The following is a 21,925-nucleotide window of genomic DNA, read 5'->3' on the forward strand; positions in this document are numbered from 1 at the left end:
TCCTCGGCGCCGCGAATCGTCAGGTCTACGACAAACACGCCGAGTGGTACGCACTCGCGGTCACCCTGCACGAGATGGCCTCCGGAGAGCTGCCGGTCTGGGGCGACGGCGGCACAGAACCGCAGCTCACCGACGGCCCGCCGGTGCTGGCAGCCGAGGCGTTCGACCCGGCGATCCGCGACGGCCTCGTGGAGTTCTTCCAGCGGGCACTGCACCGCGACCATCGTCGACGCCACGCGTCGCTGAAGGATCTGCGCGACGCCTGGCAGGACGTCTTCCGCCGCTCGGACGCGAGCACCCCCGTCGGCACCGAGCACCCGGACGTCGACGAGCCGGACGAGCAGGTCGCCGCGGCGGCCCGCGACGAGGCCGCAGGCAAGGCCACCCGGGCTACCACGCTGGAGGCTGCCGGTCTCACCCCACGGGCAGTCTCGGCCGCGCACCGACTGGAGGCCGCCACCGTCGGGGAGCTGCTCGCGGTCGCCAACAAACTCGCCCACCTGCCCGGTCTGGGTGCGAAGACCCGCCAGGAGCTGCAACGCCGGGTCAAGGAGTGGCGGCAGCGACTGGGGGAGCGGGAAACGCTGCCCACCACGCCCGCCGCCCGCAAGGCGGCAAGCGAAGAGGCAGCCACCGAGACCTCTTCCGGTCACGGCGACACCGATCTGGTACGCGTCGGTTTGGACGCCATCGCCACGCTGCTCGTCCCGGCGAAGAACGGCCGCAACGCCACCGAGATCGAGGGCACCCGGCTGCTGCTGCACCTGCCCGACGAGTCGGGTGCGCTGCCGGCGTTGCAGCTGTGGCCGCAGCAGCCGCAGGTAGCCACCGCGCTGGGTGTGACCGCCGGTCGGGTCGCGCAGGTCCTCGGCAAGCAGCGCAAACGCTGGCACGAGATCCCGGTGGTCGGCAGCCTGCGTACCCAGATCGTCGAGCTGTTGCACGACGGCGGCCGGGTGATGGGCGTCGCCGAGTTGGCCGCGGCGTTGTTGAGCAGCCGCGGCTCGGTGCGTACCGGGGACGCCTTACGTCTCGCGGTGGCCGTCGCAGCGGTACGTGCCGCCGTGGAGGTCGACGCGCTCGCCGACGAGCCGCGCCTGTTGCTGCGCCGGCACGCCCGCGCCGACATCGACGGCAAGCCCCATCCGCGCGGCGACCGGCTGCTGGTGGCGCTGGAGGTCAGCGAGGACGACGCACCGGACACCCCGGCCGCGCCGGCGCTGCTCGACTACGCCGACGCGCTCGGTAAGGCCGCCGACAAGCTCGCCGCGAGTGACGTTCTGCCCAGCCCCGCAACGGTGCTGCGTACTCTCGCGGCGGTGAGCGCGCCCGGCGGCGCGGCTGAGGCGTTCGACGAACGGCGACGCGTGTTGCTCGCCGCGGTGGCCTCGGAGCGGGCCGCCGCCACCACGCGGTTGGAGCTCTATCCGCGCAACCTCGACCCGGTGCGGGCACTGCGGCTGGCCCAGGCTGGCGTGGTGCCGCCGACGAGCCCACCTGATGGCCGGCGTGGGCTGACCCCGACGCACGTCGCCGACCGGGTCACCGCCCGCTTCCCGGAGCTGGACCCGCTGCCAGGCCACCCCAAACTGGATCGACTACTCGCCGAGGCGGGCTTCGAGCTGCGCTGGGACCGGGACCGGTACGTCTCGCCACCACCCCGCGCGGCCTCGTCCTCGGTGTCGATCATTCAACGGCGCCCGTCGGTCACGGCCACGCCGAGCCGGTGGACTGCGGAGTCACCGGAGTTGGCGGCGGCGATGCGCGCCGAGGAGCGACTGGCCGGGGCACGGTCGGCGGGTGGGTTCCGGGCGCTGACGGTGCGCCTCGACCGCTACCACCTGGCCCGGGAGGAACTGGCCCGACGCTTCGACGCCCGACCGGTCAACGTGGCGGCGCGTTTCCTGGGGCACCTGCACGCCCTGGTCGACGCCCGCCCGAAGCCGACATGGGAGACCGTGCTCGGTGCGGACATCGCCCAGGAAGGGTCGCGGGCGGCGATCAAGCTGGGGGAGTACGTCGAGCAGGCGTGGCAGCTCACCGTGCCGTCGCTGCACTCCTTGCTGTCTGCCGCGGAGGGGCCGGTGCTGCTGCATGACGCGGCGGTGCTGGCGCGGTACCGGGCGATGGAGCGGCTGCACGAGGTGGCTGACGCGGCGCGCGGTGGGTCGGGGGATATCTGGCTGCTCTGTCCGATGGAGGATCCGGCGCTGCTGCCCAAGCTGGACGGTGCGGTGGTGCGGGTGGGCGACAACGAGTGGATCGCGCTGCCGGACGCCTGGGTGGTAAACGCTCATCGCAGCACCGCTGGTCAGGTCCTCACGCGCTGACGTAGCGGGTTGTATCGATTGCTGGTTGTCAGATATCAGACCAGCTATCGTTGACTCGGACTGCGACAATGGGCGTCGCGTGCGGACGGAAGTCGATCTCACTTTCGCCAATACTCCACACACGGTGGTGAGCCCTTTGCCAGCTCCTGTGCAGATTTCCCGAACTGGCGATCCGGTCTGATGAACTGGCGGGACCAGATTCTGGACCCAGACTCGTTGGATCTGGATGCGTTCGTGAGGGCCACCTACAGTTTCGCGGTTCCCGCGGGCTCGGACCTTCGCCACGCCGCTGTGCAGATGCTTCGGATCCTGACTCAACGCTCACAGCGACTCGATCATCAATACCGGAGCACCGATCCGGAGATCGCCGGAGCTGTCATCCACGTGGGTCCGATCTCCGATTGGACGGATGTCACGCTCGCTCTGCCACTCGCGCACGCCGCACCGTCCGAAGGGCTGGCCCACCTCTTTCAGCTCCTCACCAGCGCGGCCGAGTACAGCTACGCGGACGGGGTCTGGTTGCAGCGGGTCGACCTGCCTCGGCCCTTCCTCTCTGCCGTGCCCGGCCCACAACTGGGAATCGGCGGCATCCGGTCGATGGTGGGAGTGTCGGACCGCCCCCTGCTGGCTCTGGAGACGGGGCCGCGCACCCAGCCGCTCGACCAGCCGGTCCTGGACCTCTACCGGCAATCGCTGGTCGCCGGAGCGGACCTCCTGGTCGACGACATGTTGCTGGGTGATCCGCCGTCACCGACGCTGAGTCTGCAGCACCGGCTGCCTCGGTTGGTGGAGGTGTGCAGCCGCGCGGCGGACGAAACCGGTAAGGCGAAGGCCTACATCACCTCTCTCGCCGGCAGCCCGAGTCAGATCCTGCGCAAGGCGGAGTGGGCTGCCGCGAACGGCGCGAAGGGTTTCGTGGTCAACGGATTCACTCAGGGGCTCGGCACACTTGAGGATCTCAGCGCCCACAGTTTCGGTGTGGCTCTGGTGGCCACGAACATGGGCTCCGGCATGGTGTCCCGCCCGTCCGCTGGCGGGGTGCACCGGGTGGGTGTCGACGAGCAGGTCATCTCCAAACTCAGCCGACTCGCCGGGGCCGATGCCGTGCACACGGGCACGACCGGGGCGGAGTGTTTCGACATCAACTGGAGTGACGCGGTCCGGGCCCTCGCGCAACCGCTGCACGTGCCGGGCCGACGGATCCCCGGGTCGTTTCGAGTGGCGGAAGGAGACCTACAGATGATCAACATCTGGCCCAACATGAGGGAGTTAGGCACCGACACGATCTTCGAGATCCACTCTGCGATCCTCGGCCACGGCGACATCCGCACTCGTACGCGTCGGTTCGTCGAGTTGATGAACGGGCTGACAGGGGTCACCGACAACGCGTCCGCGTTGACCGTGTACCGAGCGCTCGCCGGTCGAGACCAGGTGCTCCGGGCTGAATTGGACTCCGTTGACCTGAAGCGGTGGTGACCGATGATGAATCCGTTTCCGGGCCTGCTGCACCAGGACCCGGGTCTCGCCGAGCCGATCAAGGACGCGACCGCCCTGGCAGCCAGTCTCGCCGCGATCTCCGTGGCGATCTTCATCGTGCTACCGACGTTTCACAGCATCATCCGCCTGCAGGGTGCCCCCGGGTTCTCCGAGTTCATGGCCGGACGGCGGGTCCTCCGCGGTTTGCACGCCCTTGCGTTCGCCAGCGGGCTCTTCTCCGCCAGTGTGGTGCTCGGCATCCTCGGCCGGCACTTCCCCTGCAAGCTGGTGCTCTATGGCCAAGAGGGCATGACGACCCTGGCGACTCTGCTCTTCTTCGTGGCGATCTACGTGGTGTGGCGGTCGTCCGTGCGCTCCTTCAACGACCGGACCAACGGCAGCGGATGAGTGAGCAGGTGGCCCAAGGGCAGGTGCAGATCGCTCACGGCCTCCACCGGAGCTTCGAGGCTCTGCGCACCGTGCTCGACGAGAGACCGCACCGACCGATACGGGTGCGCTACAGCCACCAGCCGAACGTGCTCGCCAGCCTGGCGGTGCTGACGCCGTGCGTCGCCGCCTCGATCACCGCCTCTCGGATGGGACAACAGGCAGACTGCGACATCACCTGGGTCTGTGTCGACTACGACGGCGCGGACGACGAGCAGTTCCTCCGGGTCCGGCTACCCCGGCTGCGACCCGCGCCGGCAACCCGGATGACCCCGGCCCTGGGCCGGCGGTGGGCCGGTCGGCGGCTGACATCGAGCATCCCCTCCTCGGCGATGCTGTCACGTCTCGTGGACCTTGAGCAGGAAGTTGTCCACGCTGCCCTCGCACTGCGGCACGACTTAGCTCGCCGGGGTTGGCCGGTCGGTGCGCGACGAACATGCCGCCAGCGAGTCACGGAGGGGTTCACCGCGCTGCGCCACGCGCTCAGCATCCATCGCCGGCTTCCGGACGCCCTGGCCAGCCACAACTCGTGGATGATCGAACAGGTATTCGGGGTCCATGTTTCCGTTCAGAGCGGCACAGATTGGTTGCAGGGTCAGGCAAAGCAGCGGATGGAGACCCTGGCGCTTGTCGCGGCGGCCCGACCCGATCTGCTCGGTGCGGGAATCTGGCGGGTCTGCTCCCGCTGTCACGTGCGCACCCGCGTCGAGTGCGGCGTTTCGTCATCGATCCTGCAGGTCACGGAGGAATCGTGCGGAGGGTGTGGGCGCGTCCTCGAGCGGGCGCCGATCGACCTGACCGCCACAGTGGATTCGCCGGCCGGACCATGTCCGGAATTCTTTCCGCCCGTTCACCTCGATGACCTCCTGGAGCGACTGGTGGACCCGGGCTTTGATCTGGCCGTGCACTACCCGGGCTCGTTCAGTCATCTGGCGGCATCGCGGGCAGCGCTGGTGCCGTTGCTCGACGGCGTCCTGTCCGGCTACCCGCAGCCGGCTCCGGACTGGTGCCCGACCCACTTGGACCTGATCGCGTTCGTCGATAGTCTCTTCCCGGATCGCTCGCCGCGTTCCACGCGGGTCGATGACGTGACGGCCTTTCAGATCCTCTATCGGTCTTCCGCCCTGGTGGCATGGAGCATCCTCAGCAGGCCGTCGACGGCTCGACCACTGACTGCTATAACGTCCCGACCGGCGAACCCAGGGGGTAGCTCACGTGACTGACGACGATCTGGTGCGACGCGCTGTCAAGCTGGTGCGCGACAATCGTTATCTGACGCTCTCGACCTGCTCCGACGGGATGGCCTGGGCCGCGCCGATCAACTATGTCCTCGGGCCTGGCGACTTTCTGTATTTCTATTCCACTCCCACCGCTCGGCATTCCCAGGACATCGCGGTCACACCGAGAGTCGCCGGTGCCATCTTCGACTCCACAGCCACGGGCGACGACGTCGATGGCATGCAGTTCGTCGGCACCTGCGTGGAGGTGGCCGGTCCCGAGCTGGCGGAGGTGTCCGAGCACTACTTCACCGTTAACTTCCCGGACCCGGAGGTGCGCGAGTGGTGGTACAGGCCGCCGACGGAGTTCGAGGGCGATGGCACGTGGCGCTTCTACCGCCTGGACCTCATCCACATCTACCTGATCGATGTTGAGACGTTCGAGGAGACCAAGGTGGATTCGCGGGTCGAGGTGGAGCCGGGTCCGGTGTTCGCCGCTCTGCGGGCCTGACCTGGCGCTCACGGGGGAGGCGGCACATGTACGGCATCGATCTGTCGGATCGACGGCGGTCGTCCTCGGTGGCCGCCGTCCAGTGCGCGACCCAGCCGTGGGTGGAGGACCCGGTAACCGGGGGCAGCTTCATGCTTCTGCATGTCGATCGTCTCTCCGGGCTGTGGGTGGTACGCAGCCGCTTCGGCGCCGGCACTGTCATCGAGCAGCATCTCCACAGTGGATCGGTGACTGCGGTGACTCTTGCCGGTTCCTGGGGCTATCCCGAGCTGGGCGTGCGGTGCGGCGCCGGAGACTATCTGGTGGAGGAGGCGGGGACGGTGCATTCGCTTGCCGTGCATGGTGACGAGCGCGTCGACATCGTGTTCTCGATCCTCGGCTCCATCACCTACTTCCACGGCGACGGCACGGTCTCGCGAATCGAGGACTGGCGGAGCGTCCTGGACGAGTACGAGGTCGGGTGCGCCGCGCAGGGCCTGCCGGCGAGAGTCATCGGCTCCTCCAGCCTGCACTGACGGTGATCACCGCTGCCGGGTGGCGGGGCTATTCCACCGGTTGCGCCGTGGCGAACCGAGCGCCGGTGAGTTGCAGGAGCGGCTGTCGGCGACTGAGGCCCAGGACGAGGTCGTCCGAAACCGACTCCGGGTCCACCCACGCCGACCTGACCTTCGCTATTACGACGTCGTGGTCGCCCAGGCCCGAAACAACCTCCACCACGTCGCAGATCAGGACGGCTGCGCTCTCGGCCACGCCGGCGGGGTAGTCGCCCCCGGTCGTCAGGGGTGTGAGGCCCGCCGCCGCGAACTTGTCCGACGACCCGGTGGGAAGAGTGACCCCGCTGTACCGGTGCCCGGCCGTCAGCACGGACGCCACCTGGTCGGACAGGGCGAGGCTCACGGTGAGCTTCCCGCTCCTGCGGATGTTGACGGTCGTCTCCCACTCCGGCCAGAGGGCCACCGCGAGCAGCGCCGGGTCGGAGCTGATGGAGGTGACGTTGGTGGCGGCGCAGAGGTGTGGCGCCCCGTCCGGGCGGTTCGACCCGACGAAGTAGACGGGTCGGGGCCCGAGGAGCCGGTGGTAGGGATGTGGGTGTGATGCCGGAAGCTCACGCAGCATTCGAGTCTCCATTTCTGGGCCGGGCAGGGCTCATCAGATACCTACCACTGTTGGCTACGGTGCGTAGAATCACGGTGCCAGAGCGTGGAGCCGGGGTGGTCACCAGTGGATCTGCTGGACGCGATCGTGGAGCAGCACCGACGTCGAGCGCGGTTGGACGATCGCCTTCCGAGCCTGGACCGATCGCGACTGTCGTCGTTGGTCGACACTCCCGTACCCGATGCGTCGGCGTCGGTCCGCGCGGTGGGTGGAGCGGGCGGCCTGCTGGCGCTGGGCTGGCCCGCCGTGGATCACTACCCGGTCGACAGCGACAAGCTGGCCTACTACGAGCGCGATACCGGCACCACGGTTGCGCTGACCCTGCCCGAGGCCGACTCGTACTGTCTTGACGCGCTGGGTCGGTTGCTGGATCGCATCGAGACGGACTGGGTCGCCTCCGGAGCCACAGGTGCCAACCTCGTCTGGCCGTGCCGGGAGGTCAACATCGATCGTGTCGTCGCCGCTCGCGGGTTCCGGAAGGACGCCTGTATCGCCTTCAAGCCGGTCCGTGAGCTGGCGCCTACCCCTGCGCGATCCGAGTCGCCGTACGTCGTCAGGGCAGCCGTGCCAGCCGACGAACCTGACCTTCTGCGCTTGCAGGAGGAGGTCCTCGCGGCGCACATCCCGTGCAGCCCGTTCGCTCGGCGTGTTCCCGGAGTGCGGGCCCGCTTCAGCGATCGGTTGGCCGAGATGTGGGTACGAGGGCCGGCGGTCGACGGCGCTCCGCTGGTGCTGGTGCTTGAGGATGGGGGCCGGATCACAGCCATGTCGGAGTGCTTCGTCCGGCAGCACGAGATCGCCCTGGACATGCTGTTGCCCGCCGGGCGCTACGGCTACGTGAACACGTTCGGAGTCCTACCGGAGTGCCGCGGTAACGGGACCGGCCGCTTCCTGGCTGCGGCGGTCGAGGCCCGCCTCTCGTCGTACGGGGTCGACGGCCTCTACCTCTACTACAGCTACTACAACTCCGGGGCGGTGGCCTTCTGGTCGCGCCAGGGGTACTCGCCGCTGTGGCGGACGTACCAGCGGCGTGATCTGGGTCCGTCGCGGCGTTGACGGTCGGCGTCAGGGTGCCGCCGCTCTCGGCTGGCAGGAAGTTCCGACCGGGTCCATCAGAAATCCGACAGATCTGCTGAGGCAGGGCAAGTGGCCCTCGCGTCTGGCAGCCAACTCACCCTCCGGTCGGTGGCAAATGACGGATTTTCAGGGATGACAGGGGATTGGCGCCAGCCGGCCCCACACTTAGAGTCGTCGATGCCCTACCTCAAGCGACGGCGAGCCGATCGGCGGACTGTGGATGGCTGGGAACACGCACAGAGCGAACTGCGCCAACGCCCAGAACCCGGGCTGCACGTGCTCCGGCTGTGGCGGCTCGCTGCATGGCTGGGATGGGTGGGCAAAGCTGGCCGTCGAGCCCCCGGCCGTTCGCGACGAGCGGCGAAGCGCGCTCAGGAGCGACATCGGCAAGGACCGCACCGGGGCACTGGCATTCAACGCCAAGAATCGGCAGAAATCCCTCGACCTTGCCCGTCTCGACCTCGCCAATCACCTGTGGGCTGCGGACCCGCGCCCCAAGGACCACGCGCCACTGCCGCGTCAGTTCGACATCGGCGACCGGGCGGCGGTGACATTCGACAACGGGCGGATGAACATCCTCGCGGACTCCATCATGGTCGACCCGTGGGACGAGATCTCGGAGGGCATCGACGACCTCGTCCAGAACAAGCAGACCGCCCGGGAGGTCAAGAAGGGCCTCGCCAGTCACGGTTGGTGCAACCTGCTCGTCGCGCTGATCCAGTTGATCGAGAAGGTCAACAAGACCATCGGTCTCTTCACCGACGCGGCCAAGCGGGCGGTCCAGCGTGCGTTGGCGGATCACCTCACGTCCCGCATCCCACAGCAGGTGAAGGATGCCGTCGCCGGCCTCGTCGTCGACAAGGTGTGGTCGGCCCTGACGCGACTGCTCGAAGCTCACTTCCCCCTCCTGGGCGCGGACACCCTGCGCGTCCTACGGATGCTGACCGTCTTCGCCTGTCCCTCAGTCGAGCGGCACCGGGACGTCTACCAGCACGCCGTCGTGCCGCTCATGGGTGACGCCCGAGGGCTGGTCACCGAGGAGGTCAAGGCGCAGGTGACCACCCTGTTCACGGCGTGGTGGCAGCGAAAGGGCCCAGCGACTGCCCAGTGACATCTCCGGTCAGGCGACCGGGCGTGGGTGCGAAGCCCTGAACGGGACGGGAGTGCTCAACAACCGGCTCGGCGCCGGACGCCACGACCTTGCCTATCTGAAGCGACGGGCACGCCAGGGCGAAGGCCAGCGAGTTGGACGTAGACCTCACGTTTGGTTGTCGCGTCGCCTCGGCGGTTGATGACGTAGCCGGTCAACCAGACCCAACCCTCGTACGTCGGTCGATCGCAGACCGACACGACGCGGAAGGTCAGCGCACGGTCTCCGGCGAACTGCACCGAGGCCCGGCCGTCGATGACGAGCAGGTCGCCGGGGGAAGGTCGCGCGGTCACCAGGGGCCGGAGTTGGGGCGCTGCTCCTGCGGCGGCGGGCACTCCCGCGCGTGCATGGTCTGCCAGTCCCGCAGCGCCCGCTTGATCCGGTCGTTCTCCTGGCTGAGCAGCCGTACCGTCTCGTTGAGCATCGCCAGCTCGTCGCTGACCCGGGCCTGGAACTCGCGTACCTCATCGGGGTCGACGCCGCGCCGGCACGCGGCGAACTCGCGGGTCCGCACCTCGTGCGGCGTCAACCGGCCCGGGTAGCCGGCGGGGTAGGGGCGGCCACCTCGATACACCTGAGCCACGGCGATCCTTTCTGAGGGCAGGGGGAAGCGCAGAAGGTCCCTGTGGTGGGTCTGGAGGGCGGGCCGTCCGCGCGGGGGCCGCGGGCGACCCGCCCGCTCCGCTGACGCAGCCCCATTCGGCGGTACGACAGCAGAGCAGTCCGGAGGGTCGGGACGGGCACACGCACCCGCCCCGACCAGGGGGATGAGCCGAACTCGTTGCCACGCGAGGAGCAGCTCAGGCTCAAGAGTAACGAGTTAGTCGTTTAAGTCAACCACCGAGTGTTGTCGTTCCGGGGCGGTTCGTGATCGAATTGGCGAGCCACGCAAGGAGCGCCATGCCAACAACACCTGACTACATCCGCATCGCCGATGACATCATCGCTGGGGTCAAGGCGAAGAGGCTCAAGCCTGAAGAAAAGTTGCCACCGATCGCGCAGATGGCAACCGACTACCGCGTCGGCACGTCTACCATCCAGATGGTCTACGTGCGACTCGAAGCCCTGCGCGTCATCCGGCGTCATCAGGGCAAGGGCATCTTTATCACTGAACCGAAGACCTGGATGCGGGAGCCGTAGGTAGCGGGCCGGCTACGTACACGAGCCTTTTGGGTACCCCCGTCCCGTGAGCGGGACGACTAGAGTCGGCGCGTGATCGACCGGAAACTGCTCTTGTCCGACCTGCAGAAGCAGGTCAAGAACCTGGAAAAGGACCTGCGGGAGCAGGCCGAGTCGGTCGAGGAGGTGCGCCTCCGCCTGCGTGGCGAGTACGACCACGCCTTCAAGGTCGGACGCACTGCCGCCACCTGGGCAGCCTGGCGCGACGAGCGGGTAACCCAGGCCGCCGTCGCCTGGGTGCTCGGCACCGTCTTCGTACGTTTCTGCGAGGACAACGGCCTGCTGCCCGACCCTTACCTGGCTGGCCCGGGGGACCGCCTGGTCCTCGCCGAGGAAGCTGAGGCTCAGTTCTTCCGGAACCAGCCCGACAAGACGCTCCGCGACTGGCTGCACCAGGGCCACGACGCTATTGCCAGCACTCAGGCAGGCAAGTCTCTCTTCGACAAGCGCCACAACCCGCTGTATCAGATCCCGCTGTCGCACGACGAGGCAAAGAACCTCATCGCCTTCTGGCGTCGGCGCGGCGAGGCCGGCGGCCTGGTCCACGACTTCACCGACCCGGAGTGGGACACCCGCTTCCTCGGCGACCTCTACCAGGACCTCTCCGAGGCGGCCCGCAAGACCTACGCGCTGCTTCAGACCCCGGAGTTCGTCGAAGAGTTCATCCTCGATCTGACGCTGACCCCGGCGATCGAGGAGTTCGGCCACGACGTGGTCAAGATGATCGATCCGACCTGCGGCTCGGGTCACTTCGTCCTCGGTGCCTTCCACCGCCTCCTGAAGGAGTGGGAGCAGCACGCCCCCAACCGCGACCCCCACGAACGAGTACGCCTCGCCCTCGACGCCGTCCACGGCGTCGACCTCAACCCCTACGCGGTAGCCATTGCCCGCTTTCGTCTACTGATCGCTGCTCTGCGTGCTTCCAGACTCAAGGTTCTCGATGCTGCTGACGGTGTCGCATTTCCCATACATCTTGCCGTCGGGGATTCGCTGATTAAGTCTCGGCAGGCGATGCTGGACGGGCAGGAAGATTTGGCTGATTTTGCTTATGCTACGGAGGATGTTGGCCAGTACCCAGGCATTCTGGGTGTCGGTCAGTATCAGGTTGTTGTCGGCAACCCGCCCTACATTACGGTGAAAGACAAGGGCTTGAACGAAGCCTACCGTGATATGTACGACGCCTGCTCTGGCAAGTACGCACTGTCCGTGCCGTTCGCGCAGCGGTTCTTTCACCTGGCCAAAACCGCCGATACTATCGGCAAGGGTGCGGGCTACGTCGGACAGATCACTGCCAACTCGTTCATGAAGCGCGAGTTCGGCAAGAAGATGATTGAGAAGCTGTTTGCTCTTCGGGTCAACCTGACCCATGTCATCGACACCTCCGGTGCTTACGTACCTGGCCACGGTACGCCGACAGTGATCCTCGTTGGTCGCAACACCAACCTGAACCGTGCAGGGGTCATCCGGACGGTCATGGGTATCCGAGGCGAATCCAGCATCCCGGACGACCCGCGTCGAGGCTTAGTCTGGCGGGCCATCGTGGATCAGGTTGAAAGTCCTGGTTCCGAAAGTCAATGGATCAGCGTCGCTGACACACCTAGGTCCCATCTTTCCACGTTTCCATGGAGTTTAAGTGGCGGCGGGGCCGGAGACCTTCTGGCGAAATTGGATGCGGGTGAGCGCCAGCGCTTAGAAACAAGGATTAGCGGAGCGATTGGATTCGCTAGCTTCCCAGGTCAAGATGATGCATTCTTCGCACCGCCGGGATGGTTCCGCCGTCTCCGAATCAAAGACGGGATCCGGCGGCCTCTTCTAATCGGTGAGGTAATACGGGACTGGGGCAGTGCGCCGGAGGATCACGCCTTAACGCCATACGGCACGGACTTCAAGCCCGTCGCATTCGATCTGGAGACAGGGTGGGGTAGGCACCTGTGGTCACTACGTAGGCTGCTCGCTTCAACGACTGGCTTTAGCGGACGAACCCGGGGGGACTCAGACGAGCCTTGGTGGACGTGGTACCGGTGGGTTTCCGACCGTTACCGGACGCCCTTGTCGATCACATTCGCCTCTGTCGTAACGCATAACCATTTTGTTTTAGACCGGGGTGGAAAGGTTTTCAAACAATCGGCGCCGGTGATCAAACTGCCGGACGGGGCGTCTGAGGACGAACACCTGCAGTTACTTGGAGTCCTCAACAGTTCCACTGCCTGCTTCTGGCTGAAGCAAGTAAGTCACGCCAAAACCGGTGCCGATAATTCAAGTGGTGGCGGTAATCGATGGAGCCCTGAGCCTTGGTACTCGTTCTACGACTTCACCGGGACAAAACTGCATGATTTTCCACTGCCGTCAGCGTACCCACTAGGGTTGAGTCGGGGGATCGACGGTCTTGCGCAGCGGTTAGCTACTGTGAGCGCGGCGGCGGTTGCGGCTACTGGGGTTCCCACCCGCGAACGGCTCGCTGCCGCTCGCGACGAGTGGCAATCGGTCCGAGGGCAGATGATCGCCTTGCAGGAAGAGTTGGACTGGCAGGTCTACTCGTTCTACGGGTTGCACGATGAGCCGACTTCGCACACCGAACCGGTGCCGGGGCTGAAAGCGGGAGAGCGCGCGTTCGAGATCGTTCTCGCTCGCAGGGTGGCTTCTGGTAAGGCGGAAACGCAGTGGTTTACCCATCACAACCACACTCCTGTTACGGAGTTGCCGGCGCACTGGTCGGACGAGTATAAGGCGATCGTGGAGCGGCGGATCGCGGTCATCGGGGGCAACCGCAACATCGGGCTGATTGAGCGGCCGGAGTGCAAGCGGCGCTGGGCCACCGAGGGCTGGGACGTCATGCAGCAGAAGGCGCTGCGCGACTGGCTGTTGGACCGGTGTGAGGCGCGGGAGCTGTGGTACCAGTACGTCGACGGCCTAGAACAGCCGCGCCCGTTGACCACCGCGCAGCTCGCCGACGAGCTGCGCCGCGACGACGACGTGCTCACCGTCGCCAACCTTTACGCGCCCGGTCAGGATCTCGGCAAGGTGGTCGCCGACCTTGTCGCCGACGAGCACGTGCCGCACCTGGCGGCGCTGCGCTACAAGGACACCGGGCTGGTCAAGCGGGCCGACTGGGAGCAGGTGTGGGACCTGCAACGGCAGGAGGACGCGCTGCCCGACGAGGCGGCGAAGCGGGCGTTCCGTAAGGGCATCCCGGTACCGCCGAAGTACACCTCGGCGGACTTCCTCAAGAGCAGCTTCTGGAAGCACCGGGGCAAGCTCGACGTACCCAAGGAACGGTTTGTCTCGTACCCCGGTGCCAGCCGCGACGGTGACCCGTCGCTGCTGGTCGGCTGGGCCGGCTGGGACCACCGCGAGCAGGCCCAGGCGCTGGCCACCCTGATCGTGGCCCGCGAGCAGGAGGACGGCTGGGCTGACGACCGGCTGTTTCCGCTGGTCGCGGGGTTGCGCGAGATCCTTCCCTGGGTACGCCAGTGGCACGGCGAGTTCGACCCGGAGTGGGGTGCGTCGCCGGCGGACATCTACGAGGGCTTCCTCGCCGAGACCACCAACCGTCTGCACCTCACCGATGAGGCGCTCACGTCGTGGCGTCCGGCGAAAGCCACCCGCGGCCGCAAGGTCAAGGTATGACGACCGAGTCGGTGCCGGCCGGTTTGTGGTCGGCGGATGACGTTGAGGAACTGACCGGGATCCTGGCGGCCCGCCGTTCCCGGCTGTGGCAGCTCACCCAGCCGGCCGACCTCGCGGCGTGGGTGTTCGCCGACCCGGCGCCGGCGCCGCTGGAGCCGCCGCCGGCCGCCTTCGACGGTGACTGGGCCGATGGGTTGGACGAGTCACAGCGCGCCGCCTGGGCCTTCGCCGGATGGGTGGCCCGGATGGCGGTGCCCGAGGCGGCACCGACCGCCGGCACGCACTGGCTGCTGTCGCGGGTGAGCGGCGGCCACGGTCCGCTGCTGCGGTTGACCGTCGGGGTGCTGGAAACCCTCGGCGTGTACGAGTCGGGCGAGGAGGTGTGGCTGCGGGTGGCCATGGCACCGATTGGCCTGGCCATGGACGCCGGTACGGCGGACCTGGAGGAGTGGGGACGGCGCGGCATTGACGTGGGGGAAGACCGGACGAAAACCCGCGCCGAGGACAAGCTGCTCTTCACCTGCCCCGACGTCGAGACGGCGCTGTGGCTGCTCCGGCAGCCACCCGTGATGGCCGCCGCCCGGATGCTCAACGCCTGGGTGGCGGCGGGCCCGTTTCCGTTCGAGAGCCGGTACCGGCCCGAGGTGGCCGGCCGTGCCTGGCGGGCAGCCGAGGCCCTGATCTCCGATGCGGTGCCCGCCGGGACCGGCGGGGAGCGGGGCTTCGACCGGGAGTACGCCGGGCCGACTGCGCCGGTCGACCTGCCGGCGCAGCGGTCGTTCGACGCGGACGCCTACCGGGCCGGGGTAAACGAGCACGATCGGCTGTGCCGGGCGTTGATCGACCAGCTCGGCGCCGAGGGCATACGGGCTGGTGCGGGCCTGCACGACGTACCGGTGGATCTGGCCTGGCGGGACGCCGATGGACGACAGTTCATCGCCGAGGTGAAGAGCGTGGTCGGCGGCAACGAGGTGGAGCAGCTGCGGCTGGGCCTCGGCCAGGTCCTCGAATACCGTCACCTCCTCGCGAGGCGTGGAGTCGATGCCACGCCCGTGCTAGTCGTGTCGAAGTGCACGGCCCCGGCCTGGTTCGACGTTTGCGCTGAGAACACGGTCGTCCTGGTCCAGGGTGAGGAAATTGCGGATTGGACAACCAGGCTGCGATCCGCGCCCTGAGGATTCTGTTGGTGTCGCTACCGCGGCGATGGTGCCGTCAGTTTGGGGAGGGAACAAGCCATGACCACTGTTGACGCGGCCCACGTACCGGTGTGGACGCTCGCCACGGAGGCGGTGAGCGTGCCCGACGTGCTCCGTGCGGATGGCATGACGCCGGACCGACTCGCCGAGCTGAGAACGGCCCTGGCGACACTCGCAGCTGCCCCCATCGCCACGCTTGAGGCCTATCCGATCTCGACCAGACGCGACCGGGCCAGCGGGATTCCGCTGCACGCGACAAGCCCGCTCGCTCAACAGCTGTCGCACCTCGTCACGCAGACCGCGAGCTCAGTGCCCAGAACGGTGAACGCCGCCACCTCGGGTGACGTGCTCTACCGCATGGTGGTGCCGGCCAAGGTCGCCGCGCAGGTCGGTAAGGGGCTCGTCCGACCCATGACATCGAAGGCATCCGCAGGAGGCATTCACAGCGCCCTGGTCAACTCGACCGGCATCGCAGCCCAGGCCACATTCGTGCCCGTTGCCGGCAAGACCGCTGTTGCCGGGGCGGCGACCGGCTCAGCCGCCACCGCGGGTGTGGCTGCGGCCGGTGCCGGAGCATTGACGGTGGCTGCACCACTCGTGTTGATGGCCGTCGCGGTCGGCGTCAGCGCCTACGCCGACCACCAACGTCAGCAGGCCATCGAGCGAATCACCGACCTCCTGGAGCAGCTGCACGAAGACAGCCTGGAAGGAGAACGCAACGCGTTGGACGGATGCCGCGACGCCATCGACAAGGCGACGTCGGTCCTCCTCGACCAGGGCCGCGTCGGCCTGTCACTGGGGCTGGATTCCTCCTCGTACGCGATCAACACGGCGATCGAGGGAACCAAGCGTCGGCTGACGAAGTGGCAACAGGCGCTCGTGGCGCTACCCGACGGCCCGCTGGAACTGGGCGTGTTGACGAAGGCGTTCCCCGGCATCAACGAAGAAGGCGGCGTTCACGTAGGGCGAGGTCGATGAGCTGCTTAAGGCGGCGTACCGCCTGCGCGCCTGGGGTGACGGGCTGGCTGTGGGAAGCCAACAGGTTGACGTGGCGATTGAGATCGAACGAGGTGGCGACGGATCGCTCGTCGTGTTCCCTGCCGTCGCCGTTTGACCGAGCACCGGGCACGACTGAATCCATGAAGGTTGTCCTACCGTAGGCGGCGCCCGGGCAATGTGCGGTGGAGGTTCACGGTCTGCCGCATGTCCGGTGGCGGCAGGTCGTCTTCACCGCGAGCGACGGTATTTAGGTAGCTCGGCGGCTCAGCATCACCCTGGTCGACTGGCGCGCCTTGAAGTTGCGGCGTTCGGGGGCGCTGCCGGGGGAGGTTGCCTGGAACTGATCCCGCTCAGCACAATGTCGGCCACGACTGACTTTTCGATCAATCGCTATCTGTTGATCGCCTTGTTAGGGTCGGTGCTTCGACGGGCGAGGGGCGACTGCGACGTGGCAAAGCCGGGTGGCGTGTTCTGTGTGGAGGGTCAGTGGCACGATAACCTTGAGGAGCGAGGATCGGTGCTGCCGACGCTGGAACTGCTTGAGCGACTCGGCGCGCTCCGCTACATCCATCGGGATACCGCCACGCCGCAGGAGCTTCGGTACTTCCTCGAACGGTGGCTGTCCAGGAAGTACGCGGCCTACGAGGTTGGCTTCTTCGCGCTGCACGGCGCACCCACCAAACTGCAGCTCTCCGACACCCACTCAGTGGGGCTGGCGGAGATCGCGAGCTGGCTGTCCGGTCGGTGTGAGGGAAAGCGGTTGTACTTCGGGAGCTGCTCGTCCCTGCGGGCCTCCGACACCACACTCGCCGAGTTCCTGCGCGAAACCAAAGCCGCGATGATCTGCGGGTTCACCAAGAATATCGACTGGATCGAGTCCGCCGCGTTCGAGACGGTGGTCCTTAACCGGCTGGTCAACAGCAGCAAGATCAATGGTATCGAGCAGCTGATGAAGTCGGAGCGCTGGGCTCCGCTGGCTCGGCACCTGGGCTTCCGGGTGGTGTATCGCAACGGGGTCTCACGGGAGAGCGGCGCTCCTCGTCGGTGACATGCTCCCGTCCGACTCGACATCGACCTGGATGTTGTTGTACCGGTGCACTTCGCTGATCAGCGCTGGATGACCGGGAGGAAAGCGAATGGATGAGACGGACTGCCAGCCGGGAGATGCCGATCTGCTGGCCGCCGAGGTGCTCAAGGTGCTCGGCCCCGCCGAAACCTGGCGACCGGCGCCGTCCGGCTATCCCAAGAGCCTCGCACTGTGCATCCTTGATGCCATCTGGTCAATGGGCGTCCGGTACGGCGCGGTGCAGAACGTCGTGCGCCGCTACCGGGAGGTACGCTTGGCAGACGGCCGGGACGCTGACCGGGACGGAGCGTCGGACCTGCTCCGATGCATCGAGACGCTCCATGGGGCGGACGGGTTCGCGGAGCGTGTGCGGAACCGGCAGCGCGTGTCGACCCACGCGAATGCGGTGCGCAAGGCCGAGGCAGTCCACCGGGCGGCCCAGGCTCTGCTCCAGGCCGGAGTGGAGACGGTGGAGGACCTGCGGGTGGCGGCAATCAGCCCGGATGAGGCTGGGGTGAAGAGCGTATGGCTGGCCCTGCCGGGGCAGCACTCCGGCATCTCCTGGCACTACCTGCTCATGTTGGCCGGCCTCCCCGGAGTCAAGCCGGACCGGATGATCTGCCGGTTCGTCGGCCGGGCCCTCGGGCGCAAGCGGGTCCCGCCGGTAGAGGCCGCGTGTCTCATCAAGCGTGCGGCCGTGATCCTCGACGTGTCACCCACGAGACTCGATCACGAGATTTGGCGGTACGAACGTTAGGGCCGCAGGTAGGCGCGACCTCGTGCCAAGCGTCTGGGCACCGCGTGGCCGGCGATTACCTAAGCCCCGCCCGCGTGCCCGGTTCAGGCCACGGTACGAAGCGGACCCGCTGTCGGGGAATGTCCGCGTGCGCGTCGAACCCGGCGTCACCCCACGCCCGGCAGTGTAAGTGGGTTGCGTCACTGTTGTTCCACCAAGCGGGGTAGCGGTAGGCGGAGTTCGGCAGGCCGCCGGGCACCAAGTCCGACACCTCGGCGAAACTCAGCTCCACCGTGCTGGACCGTCGACTGAGATGGTCCCGCAGTAGGTCGTACTTGCCCACAGCGCTCGGTCCTACCTTCCGGCCGGGGTATCCAGGACGACGAGGATGGCTGCGGCGGTCTGCTCGATCCAGTCGATCGTCTTGGTGGCGGTGGGCGCGTCGATGGCACGCTTCCTGCTGGGATCGTCAGGATCCTCGTCGTACTCGTGGGCAATCTTGTGGCGGCGCTGCACGATCTGGCGCAGTTGGTCTCGCACCTCGGCCCCGGTGAACGAGACCCCGTCGCCACTCTGCTCGGTGAGTACCTTGGCAACCCTGTTCCACAATCCGTTGACATCGGCGACCAAAGCAAAGCCGTCCCGGATCTTGTCCGGGTGTTGGTAGACCAGGTGGCCACGGTCGCGCAATTGCTGGTCGAGCGCGTCGACCAAGGTGGCGTTTCCCATCTGCACCTGTTCGACCAGCCCCAGCGAGATCTGGAAGGCCGCGAAGGCCTGAGGCTTCTCGGTGCCGGGCTGCGCCGCCAGTCGGAGCATCCTGGCCCGGATCTCCTGGCGTACCCAGTGGTCCAGAGCTGCGACGCTCTGCACCCAGGCTGCGCGGAATACATCCGAGATCTCGAACGCGCCGACCTTGAGCAGGGCCAGGTGCTGGCCGGCGGTGGCGAGACTGCGGGCGTAGTTCAGGTTGCGTTGGAGGTTGGCGAAGGGTTCGGACATTTCGTCCGGTCGGGCTGGGGTGACCACCTCAGGCGCCATGACGACCGCGTCAGGTATGGGTTGCGGGTCGCCCGCAAGCCGCTGAAGGCGAGCGACGGTCTCTGCCTGGTTGATGCGGTAAACGGTGGTCAGGGTAGGCAGGGCGAGCAGTTCCCGCTCTACCGATGCGCGGGGCAGGTCGGTGCGTGCCCAGGTCACCGACCGGACGTGAGCGATCCCGTCAACGAGGTCCTCCCGGAACATGTAGCCACCAGTGATTCGACCGAGTGCCACATCTGGACTCGACCGGCGCAACAGGAGCACGACGTCGCCCGGGGCCATCCGGGCGCGGAAGGCGAGGAGTTGGATGGCGTATCCGTCCGCCGCCTGGTACTCCACCGACGGGTAGGCGGACAGCACCCGATGACGGATGGCGGTGAGTGTTGTTGACTCACTGAGATCGCCGGTTGCCGACCATCCGACCGCGATCAAATTCTTGTTGAGGGCCAACTCCTCATAGCTGTCGTCCCGTCCCGCCCGGACGATCCATGCCTGCGTCATGCGTCCTTCCCTCAATCGGTGCTGGTAACGGGGAACTCGATCCGGTTGCCGCTCCATGCAGCCGGAGCCAGCGGTGGAGCCGCCGACAGGGGCTGCGAAGCGAGTCGCTCACGGTCGAACACCGCACGCCACTCCTCAGGAGTGCCGGTCACGAGGAAGGGGCCGATGGGAACGTGGAGCGAGTCCTCCATCATCTGAACGGGCACGGATTCACCCGCGATGGTCACGTCGCTGTCGATTCCGGCGATACGAGCCGACTCGATGGCGGCTTCCAGCTCGGTTACACTGGCCGATCCCACCCAGGAAATGCTGTCGCCGGTGGCGGTGAAGACCATTTGTCCGTCGTCTCGGCGACTCTCGTAAAGCGCCAGGTCCAGTGAAAGGCCTGCGTTCGGGTCGGCAGGCCCAGCTGGCACCTCGTCCAGGAACTCCGGCCGGAACCGATCGAGCAGGACGTTCATCGCGTCCGCCAACGTGCGGCGCCGCTCGACCAGGAAGCGCGCATAACCGTCTGCGTCGCGTAGGGGCTCTTCCAAAGGCACGCAGTGCGCTCTGAGTTCCTCTACTTCCAGTGTCGGGAAGTACTCGGCGGGGCTCCTGCCGTTGATCTGTTTGTTGGCTTTCGTCGAGATGAAGACCAGATTGGCGAGGTCGTTCACGACCCCCTTGTCGAACCGATCATCGAGCGTCGTGGGCGGATGGATATGGTGGTGCTCGAGTTTCCGCCCGTCATCGTGCCCGGGCAGGATCTCCGTGCCGTACCACCAGTCCCGGGCGCCGTTGGCCAGCGAGACCAAGAGGCTGAGAAAGAAGTACGGGCTTTCCTTCGTGCGGCCTCGCAGCGCACGATCGGTCACCTCGGCACGCGAGTGCTCCACGTCGAGCCCCTCAAGCAGTGCCCGGACGGGGTCCGGCTGGCGGACAGCCCGGATGTCCTGACTCAACTTGGTGTCCGTGGAGATGCTGTAGCGGGTCTGGATCGTGGCAAGGAGTAGCCAGTAGACGATGCCGTCGGTGGTCGTCCGGTCGATCGGCTCCTCGCCCCGCTCGCCGAGCAGAACGACTAGCGGAATGAGAACAACCATGGAGGGGAGCGGGTCGGAGCGGGTGAGCGCCAGATTCGCCTGGAGCAGCGGGACCAGCCGCCGAAGACCCCGTTTGACAATCTCCCAGCCCCGTTCGAGCTCCACATCCTCCGTCTGCCGTAGCCGGCTGTGCGACCAGATCGAAAGTCCTCGCCCGAGCACCACCCCGGCCAGGGCTCGGGAGAGGAAGTTGACATCGACGTCGGCGTAACCGCGCTGCGCCCAGTACTGCGCCTCGTCCTTCAGCCGGGCCAGTACGCCCGTCCAGCGGGTGGAGAGAGTCGCCATGGCCAGGTCGAGTGTGCCGAGTCGTCGACCGCCACTGTTGACCCGCACGAAGATCTCGGCAACCTCGTCATACGGGAAGCCCTTGAGCACCTCCATCACAAAGCGTCGGTCTCGCAGCCGCTTGATCTGGCTGAGGCGGTCCTCAATGTCGTGGTCGGGCAAAGTGGAACCCGCGTCGAGTAGCTGTTTGGTGAGCCGCAGCATGCTGGCCTTCGGGTCGAGCACGTCCGCCACCTTGATCCACTTGGGGTCGCGCTGGGTGGCCGCGCTCTGGTTCTGGAACTTCTGGGTCTCGACATTGAAGACCACCTGGGCCTCCGGATGGTCGTTGAAGACCCGGTGTAGCGAAGTCAACCTCTGTTGCCCGTCGAGGAGGAAAAGAGGAGGGCGGAGCGGGCTGACCTCGGCACCGCTCACGGACATTTCGCGAGTTTGCGGGGTGTCATCGGTTTCCCAGAACAGCAACGAGCCGAAGGGGTAGCCGCGGTAGATCGAGTCCATCAGTTTCGCGACCTGTGTCGGCTTCCAGACATATTCCCGCTGGATCTCTGGCAGCAGGATCTCGGCGTTGGAAATCTGGTCGATGAGTTCACCGATGGACCGGTCGATCCTGTCTACGTGCATGCACAGCCCTCTTCGTCGTGGCCGGACTTGGGTGCAGGCCAGCCAGTTCCCCGCATGGTGAACCCGTGTAGCTACTCCCGGTCCCCTGGGGTGATGCAGGGCGACTCTCCGAAAGGGTTCGATGTTTCCTACCCTGCCGCGATTGCGCTGTCCACCCCACTCTCGGGCGAACTGTCTCTCGAAATCGAGGGACGGCTGGGACGTCTGAATCGTTCAGCCT

At 66.7% G+C, this 21,925-nt stretch carries 18 protein-coding genes and 1 pseudogene; 14 read left to right on the top strand and 5 right to left on the bottom strand.

Annotated elements, in window-relative coordinates; genetic code table 11:
* The 6 genes and pseudogenes from ACWER9_RS00005 to ACWER9_RS00030 all read left to right on the top strand — a co-directional run.
* Positions 1-2,330: pseudogene (locus tag ACWER9_RS00005) on the top strand (hypothetical protein); the annotation flags it as partial.
* Positions 2,331-2,714: 384 nt separating this feature from the next.
* Positions 2,715-3,806: a RuBisCO large subunit C-terminal-like domain-containing protein gene (locus ACWER9_RS00010; RefSeq protein ID WP_452299652.1), complete on the top strand. Its 1,092-nt coding sequence runs from the start codon at positions 2,715-2,717 to the stop codon at positions 3,804-3,806.
* A 6-nt stretch (positions 3,807-3,812) separates the two neighbouring features.
* Complete coding sequence (locus ACWER9_RS00015) at positions 3,813-4,214, top strand: hypothetical protein (protein WP_452299653.1); 402 nt, start codon at positions 3,813-3,815, stop codon at positions 4,212-4,214.
* On the top strand, positions 4,211-5,476 hold the full coding sequence (locus ACWER9_RS00020) for a hypothetical protein (protein WP_452299654.1): 1,266 nt from the start codon (positions 4,211-4,213) through the stop codon (positions 5,474-5,476). Before ACWER9_RS00015 ends, ACWER9_RS00020 begins: the two co-directional genes overlap by 4 nt.
* Entirely contained in the window at positions 5,469-5,981 is a 513-nt protein-coding gene (locus tag ACWER9_RS00025) for a pyridoxamine 5'-phosphate oxidase family protein (RefSeq protein ID WP_452299655.1), read from the top strand. The genes ACWER9_RS00020 and ACWER9_RS00025 overlap by 8 nt, the downstream gene beginning before the upstream one ends.
* A 26-nt stretch (positions 5,982-6,007) precedes the next feature.
* Positions 6,008-6,496, top strand: coding sequence for a 2,4'-dihydroxyacetophenone dioxygenase family protein (locus ACWER9_RS00030; RefSeq protein ID WP_452299656.1), 489 nt, complete (start codon positions 6,008-6,010; stop codon positions 6,494-6,496).
* 28 nt (positions 6,497-6,524) lie between these two features.
* Here the strand turns inward: ACWER9_RS00030 and ACWER9_RS00035 are convergent, their stop codons facing one another.
* Positions 6,525-7,097 (bottom strand): flavin reductase family protein, encoded by a 573-nt coding sequence (locus ACWER9_RS00035; protein WP_452299657.1) that lies wholly within the window; start codon positions 7,095-7,097, stop codon positions 6,525-6,527.
* A 105-nt stretch (positions 7,098-7,202) separates the two neighbouring features.
* On the opposite strand from ACWER9_RS00035, the gene ACWER9_RS00040 reads away from it, so the two are divergent.
* Together ACWER9_RS00040 and ACWER9_RS00045 are read left to right on the top strand one after the other, a co-directional pair.
* Entirely contained in the window at positions 7,203-8,192 is a 990-nt protein-coding gene (locus tag ACWER9_RS00040; protein WP_452299658.1) for an N-acetyltransferase family protein, read from the top strand.
* Between the two features lie 241 nt (positions 8,193-8,433).
* Positions 8,434-9,324, top strand: a complete 891-nt coding sequence (locus tag ACWER9_RS00045) for a hypothetical protein (protein ID WP_452299659.1) — start codon at positions 8,434-8,436, stop codon at positions 9,322-9,324.
* Positions 9,325-9,652: 328 nt separating this feature from the next.
* On the opposite strand, the gene ACWER9_RS00050 is transcribed toward ACWER9_RS00045, so the two are convergent.
* Entirely contained in the window at positions 9,653-9,946 is a 294-nt protein-coding gene (locus ACWER9_RS00050; RefSeq protein WP_452299660.1) for a DivIVA domain-containing protein, read from the bottom strand.
* A 317-nt stretch (positions 9,947-10,263) separates the two neighbouring features.
* On the opposite strand from ACWER9_RS00050, the gene ACWER9_RS00055 reads away from it, so the two are divergent.
* The 6 genes from ACWER9_RS00055 to ACWER9_RS00080 all read left to right on the top strand — a co-directional run bounded on the left by ACWER9_RS00055 (position 10,264) and on the right by ACWER9_RS00080 (position 18,187).
* Complete coding sequence (locus ACWER9_RS00055) at positions 10,264-10,503, top strand: winged helix-turn-helix domain-containing protein (protein ID WP_452299661.1); 240 nt, start codon at positions 10,264-10,266, stop codon at positions 10,501-10,503.
* Between the two features lie 72 nt (positions 10,504-10,575).
* Complete coding sequence (gene pglX / locus ACWER9_RS00060) at positions 10,576-14,169, top strand: BREX-2 system adenine-specific DNA-methyltransferase PglX (RefSeq protein ID WP_452299662.1); 3,594 nt, start codon at positions 10,576-10,578, stop codon at positions 14,167-14,169.
* On the top strand, positions 14,166-15,344 hold the full coding sequence (locus tag ACWER9_RS00065; RefSeq protein ID WP_452299663.1) for a hypothetical protein: 1,179 nt from the start codon (positions 14,166-14,168) through the stop codon (positions 15,342-15,344). Before pglX ends, ACWER9_RS00065 begins: the two co-directional genes overlap by 4 nt.
* Before the next feature lie 60 nt (positions 15,345-15,404).
* Complete coding sequence (locus ACWER9_RS00070) at positions 15,405-16,343, top strand: hypothetical protein (protein ID WP_452299664.1); 939 nt, start codon at positions 15,405-15,407, stop codon at positions 16,341-16,343.
* Positions 16,344-16,722: 379 nt separating this feature from the next.
* Complete coding sequence (locus ACWER9_RS00075; RefSeq protein WP_452299665.1) at positions 16,723-17,412, top strand: DUF6642 family protein; 690 nt, start codon at positions 16,723-16,725, stop codon at positions 17,410-17,412.
* Between the two features lie 88 nt (positions 17,413-17,500).
* Positions 17,501-18,187: a hypothetical protein gene (locus ACWER9_RS00080; RefSeq protein ID WP_452299666.1), complete on the top strand. Its 687-nt coding sequence runs from the start codon at positions 17,501-17,503 to the stop codon at positions 18,185-18,187.
* 55 nt (positions 18,188-18,242) lie between these two features.
* On the opposite strand, the gene ACWER9_RS00085 is transcribed toward ACWER9_RS00080, so the two are convergent.
* The 3 genes from ACWER9_RS00085 to ACWER9_RS00095 are packed head-to-tail and all read right to left on the bottom strand — an operon-like array spanning position 18,243 to position 21,705.
* Positions 18,243-18,509: a DUF7662 domain-containing protein gene (locus tag ACWER9_RS00085; protein WP_452299667.1), complete on the bottom strand. Its 267-nt coding sequence runs from the start codon at positions 18,507-18,509 to the stop codon at positions 18,243-18,245.
* 11 nt (positions 18,510-18,520) lie between these two features.
* A complete protein-coding gene (locus tag ACWER9_RS00090; RefSeq protein ID WP_452299668.1) occupies positions 18,521-19,708 on the bottom strand; it encodes a hypothetical protein in 1,188 nt (395 codons plus the stop codon).
* Between the two features lie 11 nt (positions 19,709-19,719).
* Entirely contained in the window at positions 19,720-21,705 is a 1,986-nt protein-coding gene (locus ACWER9_RS00095) for a GmrSD restriction endonuclease domain-containing protein (RefSeq protein ID WP_452299669.1), read from the bottom strand.
* Between the last annotated feature and the right edge of the window lie 220 nt (positions 21,706-21,925).

The sequence above is a fragment of the Micromonospora sp. NPDC003944 genome (genome assembly GCF_053605225.1).